The organism is Paenibacillus lactis, from assembly GCF_017873605.1.
GTDB lineage: Bacteria > Bacillota > Bacilli > Paenibacillales > Paenibacillaceae > Paenibacillus_AQ > Paenibacillus_AQ lactis.
Window position 1 is genome coordinate 48959 of sequence record NZ_JAGGKI010000022.1, and the last position, 21614, is coordinate 70572.

General features: G+C 51.6%; 19 protein-coding genes and 1 riboswitch. Of the genes, 12 read left to right on the forward strand and 7 right to left on the reverse strand.

What is annotated here, in order from left to right; translation table 11 throughout:
• Nucleotides 1-10 precede the first annotated feature (10 nt).
• A complete protein-coding gene (locus tag J2Z18_RS26450; RefSeq protein ID WP_144879332.1) occupies nucleotides 11-2077 on the forward strand; it encodes a transglycosylase domain-containing protein in 2067 nt (688 codons plus the stop codon).
• Nucleotides 2078-2304: 227 nt separating this feature from the next.
• Here J2Z18_RS26450 and J2Z18_RS26455 read toward each other — a convergent pair whose 3' ends face one another.
• Nucleotides 2305-3174, reverse strand: a complete 870-nt coding sequence (locus J2Z18_RS26455) for a hypothetical protein (RefSeq protein ID WP_144879334.1) — start codon at nucleotides 3172-3174, stop codon at nucleotides 2305-2307.
• Nucleotides 3175-3584: 410 nt separating this feature from the next.
• Here J2Z18_RS26455 and J2Z18_RS26460 point away from each other — a divergent pair, with 410 nt between their 5' ends.
• The 3 genes from J2Z18_RS26460 (at nucleotide 3585) to J2Z18_RS26470 (ending at nucleotide 7588) form a co-directional block, all read left to right on the forward strand.
• The gene (locus J2Z18_RS26460) at nucleotides 3585-3971 is read left to right on the forward strand and encodes an ArsR/SmtB family transcription factor (protein ID WP_144872826.1); all 387 of its coding nucleotides are present in this window, start codon (nucleotides 3585-3587) and stop codon (nucleotides 3969-3971) included.
• Nucleotides 3972-6233: a heavy metal translocating P-type ATPase gene (locus J2Z18_RS26465; RefSeq protein ID WP_210095577.1), complete on the forward strand. Its 2262-nt coding sequence runs from the start codon at nucleotides 3972-3974 to the stop codon at nucleotides 6231-6233.
• Nucleotides 6234-6424: 191 nt separating this feature from the next.
• Nucleotides 6425-7588 carry a copper amine oxidase N-terminal domain-containing protein gene (locus tag J2Z18_RS26470; RefSeq protein WP_007133247.1) on the forward strand — a complete coding sequence of 388 codons (1164 nt, stop codon included), beginning with the start codon at nucleotides 6425-6427 and terminating at the stop codon, nucleotides 7586-7588.
• Nucleotides 7589-7704: 116 nt separating this feature from the next.
• On the opposite strand, the gene J2Z18_RS26475 is transcribed toward J2Z18_RS26470, so the two are convergent.
• A complete protein-coding gene (locus J2Z18_RS26475) occupies nucleotides 7705-8223 on the reverse strand; it encodes a YwhD family protein (RefSeq protein WP_007133246.1) in 519 nt (172 codons plus the stop codon).
• A 147-nt stretch (nucleotides 8224-8370) separates the two neighbouring features.
• On the opposite strand from J2Z18_RS26475, the gene J2Z18_RS26480 reads away from it, so the two are divergent.
• The 5 genes from J2Z18_RS26480 (at nucleotide 8371) to J2Z18_RS26500 (ending at nucleotide 13556) form a co-directional block, all read left to right on the forward strand.
• Nucleotides 8371-10365 carry a M1 family metallopeptidase gene (locus J2Z18_RS26480; RefSeq protein WP_007133245.1) on the forward strand — a complete coding sequence of 665 codons (1995 nt, stop codon included), beginning with the start codon at nucleotides 8371-8373 and terminating at the stop codon, nucleotides 10363-10365.
• A gap of 11 nt (nucleotides 10366-10376) precedes the next feature.
• Nucleotides 10377-11204 (forward strand): hypothetical protein, encoded by an 828-nt coding sequence (locus J2Z18_RS26485; RefSeq protein ID WP_007133244.1) that lies wholly within the window; start codon nucleotides 10377-10379, stop codon nucleotides 11202-11204.
• A 337-nt stretch (nucleotides 11205-11541) separates the two neighbouring features.
• Nucleotides 11542-11681: riboswitch (cyclic di-AMP (ydaO/yuaA leader) on the forward strand.
• A 4-nt stretch (nucleotides 11682-11685) separates the two neighbouring features.
• Nucleotides 11686-12159: a C40 family peptidase gene (locus J2Z18_RS26490; RefSeq protein ID WP_007133243.1), complete on the forward strand. Its 474-nt coding sequence runs from the start codon at nucleotides 11686-11688 to the stop codon at nucleotides 12157-12159.
• Nucleotides 12160-12538: 379 nt separating this feature from the next.
• Complete coding sequence (locus tag J2Z18_RS26495) at nucleotides 12539-13039, forward strand: GNAT family N-acetyltransferase (RefSeq protein WP_007133242.1); 501 nt, start codon at nucleotides 12539-12541, stop codon at nucleotides 13037-13039.
• A gap of 160 nt (nucleotides 13040-13199) precedes the next feature.
• Nucleotides 13200-13556, forward strand: coding sequence for a c-type cytochrome (locus tag J2Z18_RS26500; protein ID WP_007133241.1), 357 nt, complete (start codon nucleotides 13200-13202; stop codon nucleotides 13554-13556).
• A gap of 115 nt (nucleotides 13557-13671) precedes the next feature.
• Here J2Z18_RS26500 and J2Z18_RS26505 read toward each other — a convergent pair whose 3' ends face one another.
• Entirely contained in the window at nucleotides 13672-13986 is a 315-nt protein-coding gene (locus J2Z18_RS26505) for a 4a-hydroxytetrahydrobiopterin dehydratase (RefSeq protein WP_007133240.1), read from the reverse strand.
• A 108-nt stretch (nucleotides 13987-14094) separates the two neighbouring features.
• The gene (locus J2Z18_RS26510; RefSeq protein WP_007133239.1) at nucleotides 14095-14388 is read right to left on the reverse strand and encodes a hypothetical protein; all 294 of its coding nucleotides are present in this window, start codon (nucleotides 14386-14388) and stop codon (nucleotides 14095-14097) included.
• Between the two features lie 189 nt (nucleotides 14389-14577).
• On the opposite strand from J2Z18_RS26510, the gene motA reads away from it, so the two are divergent.
• Entirely contained in the window at nucleotides 14578-15378 is an 801-nt protein-coding gene (gene motA, locus J2Z18_RS26515) for a flagellar motor stator protein MotA (RefSeq protein WP_007133238.1), read from the forward strand.
• A complete protein-coding gene (motB, locus tag J2Z18_RS26520; protein WP_007133237.1) occupies nucleotides 15362-16177 on the forward strand; it encodes a flagellar motor protein MotB in 816 nt (271 codons plus the stop codon). The genes motA and motB overlap by 17 nt, the downstream gene beginning before the upstream one ends.
• 103 nt (nucleotides 16178-16280) lie before the next feature.
• Here the strand turns inward: motB and rluF are convergent, their stop codons facing one another.
• A complete protein-coding gene (gene rluF, locus J2Z18_RS26525; RefSeq protein ID WP_007133236.1) occupies nucleotides 16281-16985 on the reverse strand; it encodes a 23S rRNA pseudouridine(2604) synthase RluF in 705 nt (234 codons plus the stop codon).
• A gap of 20 nt (nucleotides 16986-17005) precedes the next feature.
• Nucleotides 17006-19315, reverse strand: a complete 2310-nt coding sequence (locus tag J2Z18_RS26530; RefSeq protein WP_007133235.1) for an ATP-binding protein — start codon at nucleotides 19313-19315, stop codon at nucleotides 17006-17008.
• Between the two features lie 356 nt (nucleotides 19316-19671).
• Here J2Z18_RS26530 and tadA point away from each other — a divergent pair, with 356 nt between their 5' ends.
• Nucleotides 19672-20163 carry a tRNA adenosine(34) deaminase TadA gene (tadA, locus tag J2Z18_RS26535; RefSeq protein ID WP_007133234.1) on the forward strand — a complete coding sequence of 164 codons (492 nt, stop codon included), beginning with the start codon at nucleotides 19672-19674 and terminating at the stop codon, nucleotides 20161-20163.
• 71 nt (nucleotides 20164-20234) lie between these two features.
• Here tadA and J2Z18_RS26540 read toward each other — a convergent pair whose 3' ends face one another.
• The gene (locus tag J2Z18_RS26540) at nucleotides 20235-21320 is read right to left on the reverse strand and encodes a hypothetical protein (protein ID WP_007133233.1); all 1086 of its coding nucleotides are present in this window, start codon (nucleotides 21318-21320) and stop codon (nucleotides 20235-20237) included.
• Nucleotides 21321-21614: the final 294 nt, after the last annotated feature.

Here is a 21614-nt window from a genome sequence, read left to right on the forward strand (position 1 = left end):
AGCTTCACGCATGCCGGGATCCAAAAAACAACCGCAAAAGCGCAAACGTCGTTTCGTCCGGCTATCTGCATTTCTCTTCGCACTCCTTGGCTTATCGGTCATCGCCGGCGGCATTCTGCTCGCCTATCTATTTATAACGCCGCTGCCCATAGCGGAAACGGACAGGTACTCAAGGCTGCTCGACAGTCAAGGCGAGCTGCTCGCCACATTTTCGACAACGGGGCATACCTCGGAGCAGGTGGCCTTAAGCGAAATCTCTCCTCTTCTGATCCAGGCTACCATGGCGGTGGAGGACCGGAAATTCTATGATCACCTCGGCTTTGACGTGAAGGGCATGGCACGGGCGCTTCTCGTCAACCTGCGTCACATGGACCGCAAGCAGGGAGCCAGCACGCTTACCCAGCAGCTTGCGCGGAACCTGTACCTGTCCCATGAGAAGACGTGGACCCGCAAGCTCAAGGAGGCCAAGTTTACGGCCCAGCTTGAGATGAAATATACGAAAGACCAAATTCTTGAAATGTATTTAAATGAAATTTATTACGGTCACGGTGCTTACGGCATCGAATCGGCATCGCTGCTGTATTTCGGGAAATCCGCCAAAGACCTGAGCTTGGCCGAAAGCGCCATGCTGGCCGGCATTCCGAAAGGGCCGACCTATTATTCGCCCTATAACCATATGGAAAATGCCCTCAAAAGACAGCGGATCGTCCTGAACGCTATGGCGGAGACCGGCTTCATCACTCAGACTGAAGCAGACCGGGCCGCCTCGTCCAAGCTGGCTATACTGCCCCAAGACCGCCAAGAGAACAAGGTGATCGCCTCGTACTTCCGGGATTATGTGCGAAGCCTGGTCACCTCGCAGCTTAACATAACGGAGGAACAGCTGGAGCAGGGCGGTCTGAACATCTACACAACGCTTGATCCAAGAGTCCAGCAGGCAGCCGAAGAGGCGGTTGCCAGCGGCATGGACAGCAAAAGCGAGCTGGAGACCGCATTGGTGTCCATCGACCCCCGAAACGGGCATATCAAAGCGATGGTCGGCGGCAAAAATTACCGTGAAAACCAATACAATCACGCCTTGGCCAAGACGAGACAGCCCGGCTCGTCCTTCAAGCCGATCATGTACTTAACGGCAATCAACTCCAAAGAAATGACGAGCACAACGGTATTCAACAGCCAGCCGACCCTGTTTCATTACGATAACAACCGCAAGACCTACCAGCCCAGCAATTTCGGGGGCAAATATTTGGGCGAAATTCCGATGCGCGAGGCCATCGCGGCGTCGGACAATATTTATGCCGTCAATACCATCATGCAGCTCGGTCCGGACAAGGTCGTCGACATGGCCAAAAAAATGGGCATCACGAGCCCGCTCGAGCCCGTTCCTTCGCTCGCGCTCGGGACCTCCCCCGTCAGCCCGCTGGAAATGGCATCCGCTTATGCCGTTATGGCCAACAACGGCAAGCGAGTCGCTCCGGTGGCGGTGCTGCGCATTACAGATGCTGCCGGCCGGAGCATTTACGAAGCTCCGGAGGATCCGGGCGAACAGGTCGTGGAGCCGGCAGCCGCGTATGTAATGACCCGAATGATGGAAGGTGTGTTCGAGAACGGCGGAACCGGCAACCGCGTGTCCTCCATGATGAAGCGTCCGGTTGCCGGCAAAACCGGGACGACCGATACCGATGCTTGGCTCGTCGGATACACCCCGGAGCTGGCCACCGCCGTGTGGGTCGGCTATGATAAGGGCCGGGAGATCAGCAAGGTGGACGGACACCGGGCAGCACCCATCTTTGCCAATTTTACGGAGAAGGCGCTCGAGAACGTGCCGCCGAAAATTTTCCCCATTCCGGATCAGGTGGTCAGCGCCTACGTCGATCCGAAAAACGGCATGCTGGCCGGCCCCGATTGCCCGGATAAGGTATTGGAAGTATTCGTGAAGGGAACGGAGCCGAAGGAATACTGTGCCGAGCACGGCGACGGCGAGAAGCAGCCAAAAGGAGCGGATCAGACCAAAGCGGCCAAAAAGCAAGAGGAGCGCTCCTGGTGGAAGGACTTCAAGCGCTGGTGGGTGGAGTAAAACGAACAACATGTCGAGCGGGCGGATACCTTGATGTGGCTCCAAGCAACGTACGCCAGGAACCCTGCAGAGTGCCCCATTTTAGAAAACTTTCAAGCCTTCCGTAGCTCCGTGTGCTCTAGCAGCATCCATCACAATCAGACACATCGATATATAAGAAAAGCAGCAGGCATCCCTGCTGCTTTTCTTGTGCTCTTATGTAATGGATGTAGATCCCTTCATACCTTCTAAAGGCTTGTGGTCAAATAGCGGGTAAAGATATCCCAGATCACAGCAAGCACCAGCAGGCTTGCGGCATAGACCAACAGGATCGCGTACAACGGATCCAAGCCGCCGGTTTTTTTGCGCTTGTAGCTGTTCATGACGAGCACCGGGATCGTGATCACCGTGGTGACAAACGACAGAATCAGGATGACCGTTGTAATGTCGCTGTTTATAAATAGAAATAGCGGGCTGATGACGAGCAGGGCCAGAAACGGGGTCAGAAATGTCCCGAACCTTGCCATCACTTCCTTCAGCTTGACTCCCGGGTAATTGGATAGCTTCACGGCGGTAAAAGTAAATACATTGAGCAAAAATAAGAACAGCGCCAGCCAGCCCATCGGCTTCAGGACCAGATGAACAAAAGCTCCCTTCTGCAGGATTGCTCCGTCAAAGCTCAGGGTAACATAACCCAAGAGCGGAAGAAACAGAACATACAGCAGCATGGACACCGTCGCGTTAAGCAGCTGGCTGCCATCCGTGGCGGAAGCGGATGCGATCGGATGCTTCAATCCCTTGACCACATAGTCTCCGTAGATTTGCCCGTATAACTTAATGCTTTCCCAATAAGGGTTGGATACGGCTTCCTCTTCTACGTGCTGCCGTCCCGCGGTATGAAACGGAATGTCAGGCGGTATGTACACAGGCATCTCCTTCTCACCTTGGGAGCTGCCTCTATATCTTGTGCTTCCCTGGTGAACACCATATACCTCCGAGGCAGCCGCCTGCTCTTTGAACGCTGTAAATACGGCCTTATCCTCGATGATCAGACGGGCTCCGCACTGCTCGCAGTACTTCCCTTCTTCCGTCTCGTATCGGCATATTGGACACATCATACGCATGCCTCCCTGTTATTTACGATTCTGCAATTGAAGGATCAGGTACAGATGATGCTGATATAACGGTTGTGATGAGCCGCTGGCCCAATTCTTGCACCGGGGGCACGGGGAACGCTCACCGGCAAGCTTCGCTCACTTCATAGGGACTTCGCTTTTTGCTATTAAGTATAAATTTGCCGCCAAGGAAATGGAAGGATTTTCTGACCTATATGCCCTGCTCCTAACGGCACAGATTTTCAAAAATCAGGCTTGCGCTTTTCCCTGGCCGAGCGCGAAATCCCAGGAACAATCAAACATTCATTTGAATATAATAATAAAAAGAGGTATATTAGGTTTAAACAATTAAACGATGGTTTGAATATAAAGAATAAGAGCCCTAATCATTTTCTTCAAGGAGGCGATTGGATATGGAAACCCGAACCGTACCGGCAGACAATTCCACCGAGCTATGTGAAATCACGTGCCCTTCACCGGACAGGGTCGCTGCCGTATTAAGCGAGCAGGTGTCCGACAATGATGTGCAGGGGATGGCGGAAATCTTCAAAGCTCTAGCGGACCCTACTCGGGTGAAGGTCGCCTATATGCTGGACCGCGGAGGCGAGCTGTGCGTCTGCGATATTGCCGAGCTGCTCGGCTGCTCCACGGCAACGGCTTCTCATCATCTAAGAACGCTGAAGAACAAGGATATCGCCAAATCGCGAAAATCCGGAAAGAATGTGTATTACTCGCTTGTGGATGATCACATCCGTACCCTGCTTCATATGACGCTGGAGCATCAGAAGGAGAAGAGGTAAATGGGTATGCAAAAATCACAAACGAAGCCATCTCCAGAGACGGATGGTCCTAGCTTTGTTGAATATCGCGTACAGGGCCTCTCCTGCCCGAACTGCACGCGTGAAATGCAGGAGGAGATCCAGAAGCTCAAACATGGCGACAATGCCCGACTGAGTTATAACAGCGGGAAGCTGACTGTCTCCCCTCATGTGGATCTCAGCCGCGTAGAAAGCATCTTGAAGAGCGATGGAGCACGAATCGTTCAAGCCCCGTCATCTTCCTCCCAAGCAGCCGCATCGCCCGGCGGCCATTCCGACCACGGGGCGGCCGGTCATGAACACCGCAGCCATGCCCACGATCACGCACAGGACAGCACGCGGAAGATGAAATGGCTGCTCGGCATCTCGGCTGCGCTGTACCTGCTCACCTTCCTATTGGAAGGAAGAACCATGCAGCCCGTGTTGATCGCACTGTATGCGGGCGCCATGCTGCTTAGCGGCTACACAACATTTCTTCGGGGCCTTAGAAACCTGACCCGCTTCAAATTTAATATGGACACGTTGATGACCGTAGCGCTCGTCGGTGCGGTCATCATAGGCGAATGGCGGGAGGCTACGCTGGTCGCGATCCTGTTCGGGCTCAATGAGCTGCTGGAGGGCTACGGCATGAACCGCGCCCGTCAGTCCATGGAAGCTCTGCTGGCGGCCGCGCCGAAGGAAGCGGAATTGCTGCGGGACGGCGAGCCTGTCCTCGTGCCGATCGGAACCCTTAAACCCGGCGACGTAGTTCGGGTCCGGCCCGGCGAGAAAATTCCGTCTGACGGTACGATTGCCAGCGGAGCCGGAGCCGTCAATGAAGCTGCGATTACGGGCGAATCGGTGCCCGTAACCAAGCGGGTGGGCGATGCGGTCTTTGGCGGCAGCGTAAGCACGGACGGCGTGCTCCATATCGCTATTTCGAAGGCATATGAGGATTCTTCCCTCGCCAAGATTATGCACTTGGTACAGGAAGCGCAAGACAGCAAGACGCCGACCGAGCTGTTTATCGATAAGTTCGCCAAATACTATACGCCCGCCATTATGATCATCGCGCTCGGCGTTGCACTGATCCCTCCGCTGCTGTTGAATCAGCCCTGGATGACGTGGATCTACCAGGGACTATCCATCCTTATTGTCGGATGTCCTTGTTCGCTTGTGCTGTCATCGCCGATTGCGCTCGTCAGCGGCATGACCCGGGCAGCCCGAAACGGCATTCTGATCAAGGGCGGCATCCATCTGGAGCAGCTCGGCCGCTTGGAGGCCATTGCTTTCGATAAGACCGGCACGCTCACCAAGGGCAAGCCCGCCGTGTATGCCGAGACGGTCTACGACCAAGACCGCTTTTACGCGGTGGTTGGGGCTATCGAGCAAGCATCGCTCCACCCGCTGGCCAAAGCGGTAATGAAGCATCTTGAAATCAAGCAGCCGCAGTGTACGTTCCGTGATCCGCAGGATATTACGGTTCTCCCGGGTGAAGGTGTCCGGGCCCGAATCAACGGACAGTTGTATTGGGTCGGCAGTGAGGATGTTCTGTCCCATATTCATGACAGCGCCCGGAATGATCTGGCCGCCGTCAAAGCAGATATTGCCCACTTAAAGGCACAGGGATATACGATTGTTGCGGCTGTAAGCGAAGACGGCGTATTGGGCCATTTCGGTCTGGCGGACGAGATCCGGGCGGAAACGGCGGACGTCGTCCGTAAGCTTCACGAAGCCGGCATTACCGAAACGATTATGCTTACCGGCGATCATGAGCAATCCGCGCAGTCCATCGCGAAGCAATCCGGCGTCACCCGCGTCTTTGCAAGCCTGCTCCCTGAACAGAAGGTATCCAAAATCAAGGAACTGGCCTCCCGCCGGAAGACCGGCATGGTCGGTGACGGCATCAACGATGCCCCGGCATTGGCTGCGGCGGATCTTGGGATTGCCATGGGCAAGGGGACCGATAGCGCCATCGAAACGGCGGACGTCGTCTTAATGCAGGATCACCTCGGCAAGCTTCCCGGAGCGATCCGAACGGCCCGCCGGGTAAACCGCATCATCCAATGGAATATTGGGATCTCACTGTCCTTGAAGGCGATTGCTCTCCTGCTCACCATCCCCGGATGGCTGACGCTGTGGATCGCGATCATTTCGGATATGGGGGCAACCATTATCGTTACCCTGCTCGGCCTGTCCATCCTGCTTGGCAAGGATCGGGAATCCGTAACCGAGGGCTTATCCCAGCCGATAGCCCGGTCGTGACAGCGAACACTCTTCGAAGCTTCATCCTGCAGGATGAAGCTTCTTTTTTTATGGGCTTAGAAGCAGGGCAATTCGGCTGGCTATATATTTTTTTTCATATCATTTCGCTCTTTAATGAAACATTTTCCACGTTTGACTCGTCTATGCATATGGGAGAAAGATAACCCAACGATTAAAGGAGGAGACCTATCATGAACACAAGAAAATGGATGAAAGCAGCCGGAACCGCCTCCCTAGCCGCGACGCTGTTATTAACAGCGTCCGCCGCGACAGTACCCTCGCATGCCGCAGCAGCCGCCTCGGAGGCCAAAGCCGCATGGAGCACGATTGATCTTAAAAATCAGCCATTTACGAAGAATAAAGTCTTATATGTACCGTTGAAGGAAATTTCCGAATCGCTCCAGCTGCAGCTGACGGTTGTTGGCAAGAACCAGATGTACATTAACAGTCCGAAGGAATCCGTCCGGATCAAGGTCGGGCAGGCTCGTGCCGTGAATGCGAAAGGCAGCGTGCTGAAGCTCGAGGCCGCGCCGGTCATCAAGAAAGGGGTCACCTACGTCCCTGCCAGCCTGATTACCAAAGCGTTTGCCATTCCGCTTCGTTATGATGCCAAATCCGGATTGGCAACAACCTTTAACCCGGGAACCGGATATGCCTACACGGCAAAAGGCAGCATGCTGTTCTGGGTGAACCGGGAGAACGGAACGCTCTATATGGGGAAAGCAGGAACGGTTCCTGTAAAAGCAGGCAAGGTGTCTATTGAAAATATCGACATTCTTGAGATCGATGCGCATAAGGTAAATGGCAATACGTACGTGGCCGACATCTATAACACGTACGGAGAGCCGCATATCCATGAAGCTAGATACCGTGTACTCATTCGGGATCAGAAGATCATCAAAACAGCCGCAACCCAGAATGCCAACTTCGCGGGCATTAACTACGAGCCGAACGTTACCGGCTATAAAGGAAATATCGCCATGATGAACGGCAGCAAGCTGGAGCTCGTTCATCCGACCGGCAAGACGGTCAAAACCTATGATCTCGCCGCCCTTACAGGCGTAAAGGATGATTTCACGGTGGAGGCGATCGAACAGGACTTCCTGCTCGTCCGGCCGTATACGAAGGCAACCCTGTACATCGTTAACCCGACTGGCACGAAAGCAGAGCTGATTTATCCTGAGATTCTGGATGAGGAAAGCATCAAGGCCATCGGGGAAATGCCGCCGAATGAGGTGGGCTTCATCGGTGATGGTCTGACGTTTGTCGGTTATAAGAGCGGCAAGCTGACGCTGCAATATGAAAATCCGTTTCTCGATATCAAGAAGAATCTGACATATGCTCTGCCCTTCTGATGAATCCGATAACTAAACACGCCAGCACAAAAAGACCGGTTAAGATTCCTCCCTCGAATCTTGACCGGTCTTTCTTCGCGTTCTAATCCTAAAACTTTCTTTTCAAGGCAATGTAATTATTCCTCAGTCCGAAGCGCTTCCTTGAATTCATCCGGGGATGCGTTCCACCATTCCTCATTGCGGGAAATCAGCAGCTCGCGCAGCGCCTTCTTCTCTACATCGCCAAGTCCGTCCAGAATAATCCGGCGCTTTAGCGCAGCGTCCATCTTGTTCACATGATCGGCGAGGATTTTCCAGCCCTTGCGCGCCTCCTGATCGATCCACATTTCGCAAGCGGTCGCACCGGCGTAATGCTGCCCTTCAGCCGTGCGGTCCACCGCTACCCATACGATCCACACCTGACGGCCATTAGGCACCTCGTCCCGGTCCGTCGTAAACCGGATGCCCCGCTCCACCTTGCTCTTTGCATGCATGGCCCCAATATCCACCTTGGCCTCGCCATTATCGATAATGACTGGCGAAAGGCTGTTCAAATCAATCGATCCTGCACCGAACCCTTTATGCTTGCTCTTGCTGTTAATAATGTTCAGCGCGATCTGTTTCTTAGCGCCCTGTTCCTGACTCCCGTTCTCCATTGCCGCAAAACCTCCTATATCAGAGCCGACAAAGCCTGTCGGCTGCATCGTAACTACCTTTGTCCCAATAATTTTATTTTAACTAATAATCCTCCAAAAGCAAACATATACATGCTGTAGATGCTTGTCAACGGGAGGTTATTCGATATGGTCCCACCACGTGCCAAAGTCTTTCTATCATCCCTGCTCGCCTTGGGTTTGCTTGCAGGATCGATGCCAATATTTCTTTCTAATCAAGGGTCCTCCTTGTCGGCGCTTGCTCCGAATGGGGGCAAGCCCTCCGTCTCTGCCGTGGAGAAGGCCCCGCTTTCACCTCCAAAGGTTCAGCCTGATGCACCGGCCCCTGCGCTTAGCGACCGGCTGGTCGAATACCACATGGATGTAAGGTACGAGCCTGAACAAAACAAGCTGAAAGGCAAGCAGACCGTCACCTGGACCCATCCTGGCAAAAGAAGCGTGAATGAGCTCTACTTCCATTTATACCCGAACGCCTTTGCATCCGATGAAACGACGTTCATGAAGGAGTCCGGAGGCAGGCTTCGATCCGATCCGATGCCCGAGAACGGCTATGGGTCGATGAAGATTACGAACGTGAAAACGACCGAGGGCCTGGGCCTGACGCAACGACTGCAGTTTGTTCAGCCGGATGACGGGAACATCAAAGATCAAAGTCTTGCCAAACTCCGGTTGCCCAAGCCTGTAAAAGGCGGAGAGAGTATAACCCTGCATTTGGAGTTTGAGGTAGAGCTGCCGAAGATTTTCGCGCGCATGGGCCGGACCGAGGATTTTGTCATGGCTGGCCAGTGGTTTCCCAAGATATCGGTATACGAGCCTGCCGGCACGCGGGAAAGAACCCAGGAAGGCTGGAACTTACATCAGTATCACGGCAATTCGGAGTTTTACTCGAACTTCGGCATCTATAGCGTTCGGATTCGTGTACCCGAGGACTATATCGTAGCCGCTACCGGGTTCCCGACCAAGCCTGCGCAGAAAGCAAATGGCGAGAAAATTTACCAATTCTATGCGGATGACGTGCATGACTTCGCCTGGGCCGCCTCGCCGAACTTCGTGACGGCGGAAGAGGCTTACTCCGCTCCGGGTATCCCTGGCGTCCGGATCAAGCTGTACCTTGATCCTGCTCATAAGGATTTGAAGGAGCGTTATTTTGATACAGCCAAAACGGCGCTGTCCTCTTTCGGCAAATGGTACGGCTCCTATCCGTACTCCACATTATCCATCGTTGTCCCGCCTTATTCCGGCAACGGTGCAGGCGGCATGGAATACCCGACGCTCGTCACCGCCTTCGGAGCCAATAACGACTCGCCCGGATATGAGCTGGAGCGGACCGTCATCCATGAAATCGCCCACCAATATTTCTACGGCATCGTAGCCAATAACGAATTCGAAGAGGCATGGCTGGACGAGGCCTTTGCTTCCTATGCCGAGGAGAAGGTCATGGAGAAGCAGTACGGAATTACATCCAATACCGCAGCGCAAGGCGCATCCATTACGTCGCCTGAACCGCTTAAGATGGAGTCCTGGAAATACAGCTCGCATGAAAATTACGCACTCAACGTCTATACACGCGGCAAGCTGGTGCTCCAGGGCATCGAGCGACAAGTCGGATCCAAGACGATGGATAAAATCATGATGACCTACGCCAAAAAATTCCGCTTCAAGCATCCGACAACGACGGACTTCCAGAAGGTTGTTGAACAGGTTACCCAGTCCTCATGGCAGTCGTATTTCGATCAGTACGTTTACGGCAGCCAAATGGCTGACATCGCGATCGACCAGATCAAAACCAAAAATAAAGGCTCACAAGCGCACCCACGGTTTGTTTCGACCGTAAACATCACGAGCAAGGGCGGCGATGTTACCGATGTGCCGATTGTGTTCGCTTTTGAGGATGGCAAGCTTGTTGAGCGAACATGGAGCGGCAAGAACGGCAAAGTAACTTATACGCTGGAATACCATACACCGCTCGCCTGGGCCATGGTGGATCCGAAATATACCATCATGCTGGAGAATAAACACATGAATAACTATATGAAGGCTGGCATGGATCCGAAAGTCGTTACACGTTGGAATCTCGGTATTACCAAGCTCGTGGAGACGCTGTTCGGCAGCATGTCGTGGTGAGGGGGGAGCACATGAAAAGCTATGCAGGCCAAGGCTGGATCAGTGTTAAAGATCAATTATACGTCTCCATTCTACTGTTCTTGTACCGTCTTCTCTGGGGCTACTGTCTGTACAGGCTCGTGAAATCCGCCGTCGTCCCGCTTTTGATGCGGTACCCGGATCCGGCTCCTAACGAGCTGAGCCGCCTCCTGTTCTTCTATGAGGGCGAAATGAGCTTGTCGCTCAGCAATACGGTTCATACCTACGGCTGGATCCTTGCCGCTCTGCTCCTCGTCCGCATGGTGCTTACCCCGCTGATTCGCTCCGGCATCTTCTACAACCTCCATCAGGAGGCCCGTGGCGAACGCGGTCTGTTCTTCTTCATCGGCATGCGGAAGCATTGGAAATCGGTAACGGTGTTCTATCTCATCGAGCTTGTTCTTACGGTTGCGCCGGGTTACTGGATCATTCCCAAGGCTCTTCCGGCACTGCTCGGCTCCATTCAGGAGCCTTCCCAGCTGCTCCGGGTGCTGCCTTACGCGGCGGCCTGGTTCCTCTATACCTATGTTATTCGCCTTGTGCTGCTGTATATGCAGTTCGGGCATACCGGAGAGCTCGGTATGATCGCATCCGTCACGGCGCTCATACGCAAGCTGGGAACGGCTGTACTGCTGTCCATTTCTGTTGGTGGAGCCGCATTTGTCATTCTCCTGCTGTTCAGCTCGGCGTCCCTGTTCTGGGCGGGATTAATCGGACTCATCATTCAGCAAGCCTCCTATTTCCTGAACGGGCTCTTCCAAATATGGGGAATTTCTTCCCAATATCATTTATGGAGAGCGTCCGTAGCTTCAAATCCATAACGGTTACAAAAGTTACATTTCATTAACAACCATTCATCGTTTAAATGTGGTAAAAAGGTTGTAACCGGAAGCTAAAGCAGCCTCCGAAAAGGATAGATTTCGAACGATAACTTTCCCATCCAACCGGAATCCTCAACGTTCCCCTCCCATATTTATACAAAATCCCTGTCCCACTTCAATGTGGACAGGGATTTTTGTTAAAAAAACAACTTTCCTCGTTTGCCAAATTGTTAATACTCTGCTAAAATAACGAATATGTTAGTAACAACTTTGTCATTTTTATTGTAACTATTGTCATCATGTTAACATGTTGGAACGTCATATTGGGTACATCGACATCTTTTAAAAGCCGAATTCCCGTCTTCATACGGGAAGCGGGGGATCCGTTTTGGGTGAATTGATCTCGCTAGAGAGGGATCATAGGGGACCTTCAACCGAACCCTTAAGCTAACCTCGCAGGCAATGGAAGGAGCTTTTTGTTTTGAAGAAGAAGTTAACAGCCATCTCTTTAGGCTTGGCCCTTGCGCTCACGATTGGAACCGGTAGCGCTTTCGCGGATTCCAAGTTGAATACCGTTATCAAACCAACCATCGGTGTCTCTTATAAAACCGGCGGAACCACTACAAAGGGTTTTGATTGCTCCGGATTCACCAGCTATATTTACAAGAAGCTGGGCCTCACCCTGCCGCGCACTTCTGCAGCACAATACAAGGTAGGTACCGCGGTATCGAAGAGCAACCTGAAGGCCGGGGATCTCGTATTCTTTAATACTTCCGGCAGAGGCGTTTCCCATGTTGGCATTTATGTCGGTGGCGGGAAGTTCGCCCATTCTTCCTCCTCGCGCGGCGTCATCGTTAGCCCGCTCAGCCAGAGCTACTACGCGAAGCGTTATGTAGGCGCGAAGAGAATCATGAGCCAAAGCACGTACAAGTCCCTTGCCGTGAACTACAATTAATTGACTGTACCGTAATTTTTCTGAATGTCCATAAGCCCTGGAGCATGAGATGTGCCGATCTCACCCAGCGGCTTTTTTTCTATAATTTTTCGTCTATACCTCTATAACGTTTCAGGCCATGGAAAAGTTCTATGTTTTTCGGAAAATCCAAAAATATTTTTTCATTCTGTATGCTCAAAGCCACCAACAAGATTCGGCCAATCCGAGCGCTTACATTTTATTTACCCTTCCAGAATTAACCTAAACAGCAATACGAATAAACAATCGAAAATTTTTTAGCTTCAGTTTCGTTTCCCCCTGCGCTATTATCTTTGCAATCCCGCTCAGCAGCATGTATTCTCTCTCTAACGGAATTGTTTTGAATGAGAGGAGTATTTACATGGAGGCGAATTTACCCTCGTTTCATACCGTGGTCATGCAGGAAGCCCATGCCGCTGAAATTTGCACCTGGTCCTATCCCCCGCCCTATAATATATATGGCTTTCTTCCTTGGGAGCAGATGAAGGGACTAGGGGTGGAATTCGGGGATCCCGGCATCCGCCTGCAGCAATACCTGTCCGTGCTGGATGAGCAGGATCAGCTCTGGGGGTTTGCCCAGCTATTCCCTATGGCAGGCGTTACGCGTCTAGGCCTGGGCATGCGGCCTGATTGGTGCGGCCGGGGAATGGGTAAACGGTTCGTGCAGGCAATTGTGGATGAGGCGAAGCGGCGCCGTCCTTCGGACGAGATTGATCTTGAGGTGCTTACCTGGAATGAACGGGCTATCCGGACTTACCGGAAGGCTGGCTTTTACATTGCCGATACGTACGAACGCCTTACGCCGACGGGCATGGCGCCTTTTTATTGCATGGTGTATGACCCGATGGCCAATGAGGAATAGTAGTCTTGTCTATATGAAAAAGTACAATTTTGTGTACTTTTTATGAAGGCAGGCTTGAACATTGCTTTTTTTGTCACAACTGGCTATGATGTGTAAGGATGTTGGTTTATAATGAAGACAAGTGCAAAAGTGCAGTATACATAGAAAGGACGATATGACGATGCAAAAATGGATCATGAGCGGACTGTTCTTCGTCGCATGTGCGTTGGCTATTGCGCTGATGTTTACGCTTCCAGGCAAGGAGCAGGTGGCGCAGGAAGAGAAGCCAACCATGCCGGAGGTTACTTTGGATGCCGCTGCGGCTGAAGCTACATTGAAAGCCAGCTGTATCTCCTGCCATGGCGATCAGCTCCAGGGCGGTGCAGGTCCGGCTCTGAATCAAGTAGGCGGACATATGGATGCGAACGCAATCTTTAACGTAGTTACCAAGGGACGTAAAGGAATGCCTTCCTTTAAGGATCAGCTGAAGCCTGAGGAAATTGCAAACATCGCGCTCTACCTTGCTGAGAAAAAATAATCCATCAGCTCTTATTACGCAAAACACGCTTGGATCCCCAGACTGCTGTTTGGATCCAAGCGTGTTTTTTAATTCTCGGGCCTAACGCTTCTGCAGCTGCCCGAATCTACATTGCCTATTCCGGATCCTTCAGATCCTTGGATCGGCTCTTCTCATAAACTTCGTTAAATTGCTGGGCCTCCTTGATGTCGACGGCCGTTATTCCGCCGTCATCCCATGACGTCAGGCGCAGCGTCACCGTTTTATAATCAATGGTGATGTAGGGGTGATGTCCGAAAGCTTCCGAAATCGCTGCCACCTCATCAACAAAGGCGATTCCCTTCATGAAGGAGGAAAAGGTGTACTTTCGTACAATCCATCTCCCCTGTTCAAATTCCCAGCCTTCAAGCTTCTCTAGATGAGCCTCCACTTCCTGCTGCGTATAAAGCATCATTATATTCCTCCCCGAAAAAAACCTTTCATAAGCCGATTGTTACGTCCTTAGGGCTTCTTTCCATCTATTTTATTCCATGCTTCATTCCTTGATAACCTGCCTGGCTTACACGAGCGCTACGAATGCCAGCTCTTCCTCACCGATCAAAATATGTATCCGATGATTCATCCGATCATGCATGACAACCCCGCTGCCGACCGTAATGACCGGCTCTGTGCCCAAGGCATAGAACAGATCCTCCGCCAGCGCCTCATGAACCTCGGCCTGCTCGGCATCCTCCAGCCTGCCCCAATCCTCCGGATCCATTTCAAAGAAGACATAGCTGTCAGGAATACGCCCAACGGCTTCCGTTAATTCGGTCAGAATTTCGCCGTAATCCCTTCCGTGCTTTACGCCCATCTCCATCACTCCTTCCTGCCATGCTAAGCTTCGATTACTCTTCCTTCTATTATACCGGAAATTACAACTAAAAAAAAAAGCCCGATCTGACGATAAATAGGATAACGCCCCGTAAAGGCGCGCGGTTCGCCGCAAGAGCCGCTAAAAACGAATGGATTCGTTATTTATTTCTCACGGATGAGGTGTAGCATGGAAATTTCAACACTTATAGGTTTGATTCTCGGGCTTATCGCGGTGCTGGTGGGCATGATCCTCAAGGGTGCCTCCATCGCGTCTTTGATTAATCCGGCAGCTTACTTAATCATTCTTGGCGGAACTGCCGCAACTTTATTCATCGGTTTCCCTCTTTCGGAACTGAAGAAAATTCCCAAGCTGATCAAAATGACCTTTGTGAAGCAGCAGCTGATGGACAAGACGGATATGATCAAGCTGTTTATGGAATGGGCTTCCATCACTCGCCGTGAAGGATTGCTTGCCCTGGAAACCAAAGTCGAAGAAATTGATGACGGCTTCCTGCGCAATGGCATGCGGATGATCATCGACGGCAACGATCAGGAATTCGTCCGCGACGTGCTGATGGAAGACATCAATGCCACCGAAGAGCGCCATCGTTCCGGGGCTTTGATCTTCTCCCAGGCCGGTATGTACGCTCCGTCGCTCGGGGTTCTCGGCGCTGTTATCGGTCTGATCGCAGCCCTTAGCCACATGGAAGACATGGGCGAGCTGGCCCACGCGATCGGTGCTGCGTTCATTGCCACCCTGCTTGGTATTTTTACAGGTTATGTTATCTGCCATCCGATTGCAAATAAACTGAAGCGTCTGTCGAAACGCGAGGTGGAAATCCGCCTTATGATGGTCGAGGGCCTGCTGTCCATTCAGTCGGGTGTGTCCACGATCGCCATTAACCAGAAGCTGTCCGTGTTCCTGACACCGTCCGAGCGTGCTCAGCTTGATGAGAGGGAGGCTGGTTCTAGTGAGCAAGAAGACTAGACACGAGCCGCACGAAGAGCATGCTGATGAATCCTGGCTTCTCCCTTATGCCGACTTGCTGACGCTCCTGCTTGCGTTATTCCTTGTGCTCTACGCCATGAGCGCGACCGATGCGCGCAAATTCCAGGAGATGAGCGAGGCCTTCAGCATTGCCCTAACGGGCGGTACCGGCGTGCTGGATTACAGCAAGACCCAGCCAAGCGACGATCCCCCTGATGTTAAGGATCATAAAGCGACAGCACCCACCATTCCCGCACCGACTGCCGACCAACGACGGGCTGAGCTGATGCGTCAGGAGCAAGAGGAGCTGGAGCAGCTCAAGAAGCAGATCGATAATTATATTAAAAATAACGGGCTGACCTCCGAGCTAAGCACCAAGCTCAACCATTCCCAGCTCGTGCTGACGATTCGCGACAACGCGCTGTTCCCGTCAGGGGAAGCTGTCGTGAAGCCGGAGGCCCGCAAGCTGGCTGAGGCCATCTCGCAAATGCTTCAAAAGTTCCCGGATTATGAAATTATCGTATCCGGTCATACCGACAATGTTCCGATCTCCAATAGCAAATACCCGTCAAACTGGGATCTGAGCTCGGACCGCGCGCTGCAATTCATGAAGATATTGCTGGCGAACTCGTCGCTGGATCCGAAACGCTTCATGCCGATCGGCTACGGCGAATACCATCCGATCGCGGACAATGCAACGGCTGCAGGCCGGGCGAAGAACCGCCGGGTTGAAGTGTCCATTATCCGGAAATATCAGGACAGCGCAACCTTTACGAGTGTCGACGAAGCCGGCAATTAGCCGCCGCAAGTCCCTATAAATGAAACAACCGATTCGCTTCTGCCAAACAGACGAATCGGTTGTTTTTTTGTATCTCCGGTACTTCCAGCGTATGGTATTTCCTCTACTCCAGCTTGTAATTCAGCAGCTTGCCAAGCTCCTGCTTCTCCGCAGGGGTCAAATCCCGCCAAGTGCCTACCTTCTGCTCCCCGAGAAGGATGTTCATAATCCGGATCCGTTTGAGCCTCCGAACCTCGTAGCCAAACGCGCTGCACATTCTCCGAATTTGCCGGTTCTTCCCCTCGGTTAGAATAATGCGGAATACCCGCTCCGAAATCCGGGTGACCTGGCAGGGCAGCGTCATCTCGCCTAAAATTTTGACGCCGCTGGACATCCCCTTCAGGAAGGCCGGGGTAACAGGGCGGTTGACCGTCACGATATATTCCTTCTCGTGCTTGCCCTCGGATCTCAATATTTTATTGACGATATCCCCGTCGTTGGTTAGCAGGATTAAACCCTCGGAATCCTTGTCGAGCCGCCCGATTGGAAAGATGCGCTCCTTATGGCCTACGAAATCGACGATATTGCCTTTGATATGCGATTCCGTCGTGCTTGTAATGCCTACCGGCTTGTTAAGCGCAATATAAACGTGCTGCTGCTTCTTCTCCTGCAGCGGACGCCCGTTAATACGGACATCATCGCCCTCCTCGGCTTGGCTTCCTAATACGGCAATCTCGCCGTTAATCGTTACCTTCCCGCTCTCTACAAGCTTGTCCGCTTCCCGCCGGGAGCAATATCCCGTTTCGCTAATAAATTTATTGATTCTCAAGCTGCCATCCCCTTATTATGTCACTCATCGTTTGATGATGCTTCCATGTCTGATTGTCTTGCCGCAGGAAGAACGATGCTGATTTTCGTTCCCACCCCGGACTTGCTCTCGATTTCAAGCGTGCCTTGATGACCCTGAATGATCCGCTGGCTCACCATAAGCCCAAGTCCGGTTCCTGTCTCCTTATTGGTAATGAACGGCTCACCCAGGTGAGGCATCAGCTCCTCCGGTATGCCATGGCCTTCATCCTGTATGGTGATAAGCACGTGATCTCCTTCCGGGCGTTTAAGTGTAATCGTTACTGTTCCGCCGTCCGGCATGGCTTCGAACGCATTTTTAAGCAAATTGATAAATACCTGCTTCAGCTGGTTCTCCTCGCAGTGGACAAGCGCAGGTTCGGAGGAGAAGTCGAGCTTGACCTCGACCCCGTATAGATGAGCCTGGCTGTCCAAGAACGATATAACGTCCCGGAGAATGCCTCTGACATCCCGCTCCTGGAAATGAATCGCCTGCGGCTTTGCCAAAATCAAAAACTCGCTCACAATCAAATTAATACGGTCCAGCTCCGACAGCATCAGGTCAATATGATCCGGATTTACGGAACGGGTCTGCTGCTGCAGCTGCAGGAATCCCCGCAGCGTCGTTAGCGGATTGCGGATTTCATGAGCCACGCCGGCAGCCAGCTGACCGACCGTATTCAGCTTCTCGGAGCGCCGCAGCAGCTCCTCAATCCGGTTGCGCTCGGTTACATCCCTGGACACGCTGATCATCGAGGTTACTTGCCCCTGCTCGTCCCGAACGAGCGAGGTGCTGATGCTGACCTCAATCAGGCTTCCGTCCTTCCGCATGCGGACCGTTTCGACTGGAGGCAGACGCTCTCCTTGCCGCAGCCGCCTAATCCGGTCGCGCTCTTCATCCAGCTTGGACGGGGGAACGAGCTCCAGCTTTTGCCCGATCACCTCATGCGCCTTCCAGCCGTACAGCTGTTCGAAGGCGTTGTTCACGCTGATCACCCGCTCATGCGTATCGGTTGTATGAATAGCATCCGCCGTTTGGTTAATGATGGATTCGAGATATTCTTTGACGGATTGATTTTCCTCGACCATCTGCTTCAATTGGCTTGTATAGTGGCCGAGATTGCGGGTCATCGCATTAATCCTTCCGGCCAGCTGGCCCAGCTCATCGCGGCTCGTTACCTCCAGGCGCCGGTCAAAGTGTCCGTCCGCTACGTCATTGACCGTCCTCAGGATGGACTGAATCGGCTTGGTAAAATAGCCGGCTACAATGTAGCTCCCGAAAATAACGATCTCTAGCAGAACCAAGGAAATCGCGACGAGACTGATCATCTGCTCCCTCATGACCGATGAAATGGCTTCATAATCCATGACCACGCTGATCACATTGGTGGGCTTGTCCTCGTAATCAATCGGGATAAAGCTCTTAAGCACCTTTTTCCCTTGGATCGTATCCACAAGCACGACGTTCTCGCCGGTTGACACGGCCTTCCGAACCGCCTCCACATCCTGGTCAAGCGTGCCGTAATGATAGCTGCCGAACGTAATGGGGCGGTTGTAGAGCTTATAATGAACGTCGTCCGAGCCGTCCTCTCTCATATATTGATTGCCAAACGTTTCAGGGTTAATGCCCGTTACTTCCAATATATGCGGGTTGGCTTTTAGCGTCTCTTGAACGACCGTATTCGGGCTCGTAACCTTTACATAATCCTTAAACGTAGAGTTCTGGATATAGGGGTCGATAATATAATTGCGCTTCCCGTCATAATAATACCCCCATTTATAAATCATGTCGGGATTTGAAGTGGAGAACTCGAATGGACCGGACCAGAAATTGTCCGATCGTTGGCCCTTCGTAACCGAGCGCACCTCGCCGTGTTCGAATAGCTCGAGAAACGCCGTATGCCAATAACCCCAGTTTTTAGTGGACAATCCGATCTCTTCATTCGCGGAGGAACGGGCAACGACGACGTCATCCTTCGTCTTGACCAGCAGCGAAATATGAGCCACGCCTAACTTCTTGCTTAGCTCGACTAACTGGCCGTTCGTAATATTATTGATATCCGGATCCAACACCTGAGCCGCTTCAATCGAAATATCTTTAAGCATATCTCCGAACAGATCATCCACATAAGAGGAGCTGAACTCCGTCTGCTGAACGGTTATCGCGATCTGGGTTGCGGCCATAACCATTTTGACTTCGCTATCCCGCTGCAAATTTTCCTGCGTTGTATAGTAGTTGAGCGTGATGTTAAGCAGAAGTATAAATAATACCGATATGGACATGATCATCGATAATTTGGTCTTAATCGACAAATGGCATCTTCACCTTTCTGCTATCACAGTGACGGCTTGCAACCTCTGATATCCTCATGATACCTTGATCGTAAACGTTTGAAAAGACAGGCCCCTTAAGGGGACCTGGATTTCCGTTTTCATTGCCAAAGAATGAGGGAATCCTTACAATATAGAAGTTAATCCTTACAGACAAGATAGATGTCCACAGATTGCTAACAAATACACAGCTTTATTGGGGATAATGTGAATAACTTTGTGTATAAAAATAAAGTTATCCACAAATATGTCCACATCATGTTAACAAACGAATGAGTGTTCGTTGAACACTGGGTATAACCCGCGTGTTTTGGGCTGTATTGAAGGGAGATCATAAAATGGAATCAAATATAGCGTCTACCACGCTTGTGGATAATGAGCAGCATGAATACTGGATGCAGGCAGCGATTCACGAGGCTCGGAAAGCCGAGGAGCTCGGAGAAGTGCCTATTGGCGCCGTCGTTGTCCACGACGGCAAAATCATCGGCCGAGGTTACAATCTGCGCGAAACGACATACGATGCGACGGCCCACGCGGAGATGGTTGCGATCCGCGAGGCCAGCAGACATCTCGGCGCTTGGCGATTGCTGGACTGCCGCCTGTATGTAACGCTTGAGCCGTGTCCGATGTGCGCCGGAGCAATCGTTCAATCGCGGGTGCCGCACCTCGTTTATGGGACTCGGGATCCGAAGGCCGGCTGCGCAGGCACCTTGATGAACCTGCTTCAAGAGCCGCGGTTTAATCACCGAACCCAGGTCACGGAAGGCGTTATGCAGGAAGAATGCGCCGCGCTTCTGACCCAGTTTTTTCGCCGCTTGCGGGGAAAGTAATCCCTCTTGTCAGGAACAATACAAAAACCCGGCCATGACGGCCGGGTTTTTTCTGTTCATGGATAATGTGATTAATAAGCGCCCAATTCGCTCATGGATTCCTCAAATTGCTCCATCGTGATGACATCAGCGTCTTTTGGAATACCGATCTTGAATTCTTGCTTCTTATTGATGTTGAGGTATTGCGTGCTGCCCTTGATAGCGACTTTTACGCTTTCGCTTGTTTCAGGCTCATTGAATTCAACATTCAATGCTACGTCCTGATACGCAGGGAAGTCATTCTTATCGATTGCGGTGTTGATGCTAAATGTGTTGATCTTCAGGTATTTCTTCATTTCTTCCAGGCCTGCTTTGAAATCTTCCTGGTTCAATGCGGACAGCTCAGTCTTAGCGGAGTCGATATCTTCTTGAGTAAGTCCCAGCATTTCGCGGTATTCTTCTTTACCTGCGATGTCGACAACTTTCGGAGCAACCTTGTTTACCAAGATTTCCAGTGCTTCATTTACGTTGTCATTCGTTACGAAGAATTGCACCACTTGCTTCGCGTCTACGCCTTCAGGAAGACCTGCGTCCTTGGCGTTGATTTCTTTGAAGTACTTCGCTTGATCGTATTCGCTGAGCAATGCTTCAAGCACTTCGTTCGCGAACTTCTGAGTCTTCTCCGTATCCATTGTTTCTGGGCTGAACGTTTCGCCGGATTGCTCGGCAAGTTCTTTCAGGTCCATCTTCAGATATTTGCCGACAACATCTTCAGGCAGTGGAAGCATCGGGATGCTTGGTACTTTGATGTAGATGGTGTCTTGGGTCATAACCATGTCGATGTTGAAAGACATCGCCATGTCACCCTTCAGGTTGATGCCCATCTTCATTTCCATTTGCTGCGGATCCGCTTGATACATGCCGTCCATCGTGATTTCGGCATTTTTCAACATGGTCATCGCTTGCGTTACGCTTGGATCCCCTGCAACTTCCGGTATGTTGATTTGCAGATCTTCAAGGACAACTTTGCTTTTCATCTCGTACGACGTCATCTGCATAGCGTTCTTGGCAGCTGCCGTCATAGCGGCTTTAGGCTCTTCCTTCTTCGCGCAGCCAGACATAACCACTGTCACTGTGAGCAGCAGTGTCAGCAAAATGGCTACCAACTTCTTGTTCATTAAACTTTCTCTCCCCTCTAATGCTTAAAAAAAAAATAAAAAATAACAGACCTTTTAATCATATACCATTTCGACGAAATGAGAAACACTTTATGGAATATTTGCTGAAATTTTATTTCCTTTCTTTTTCCAGGAATCTTTAATTTAAACTTCTTAACTTTCCTGTAATGTTCGGGGCCCCGTAATATTACACTTGCCTTCTAATACGAGACGATGACTGAAATAGTTTCAACAAAAAAAGAACTTCCTGTCGAAATCATACAGGAAGTTCTAATCTCTTCATGTTTATAACGC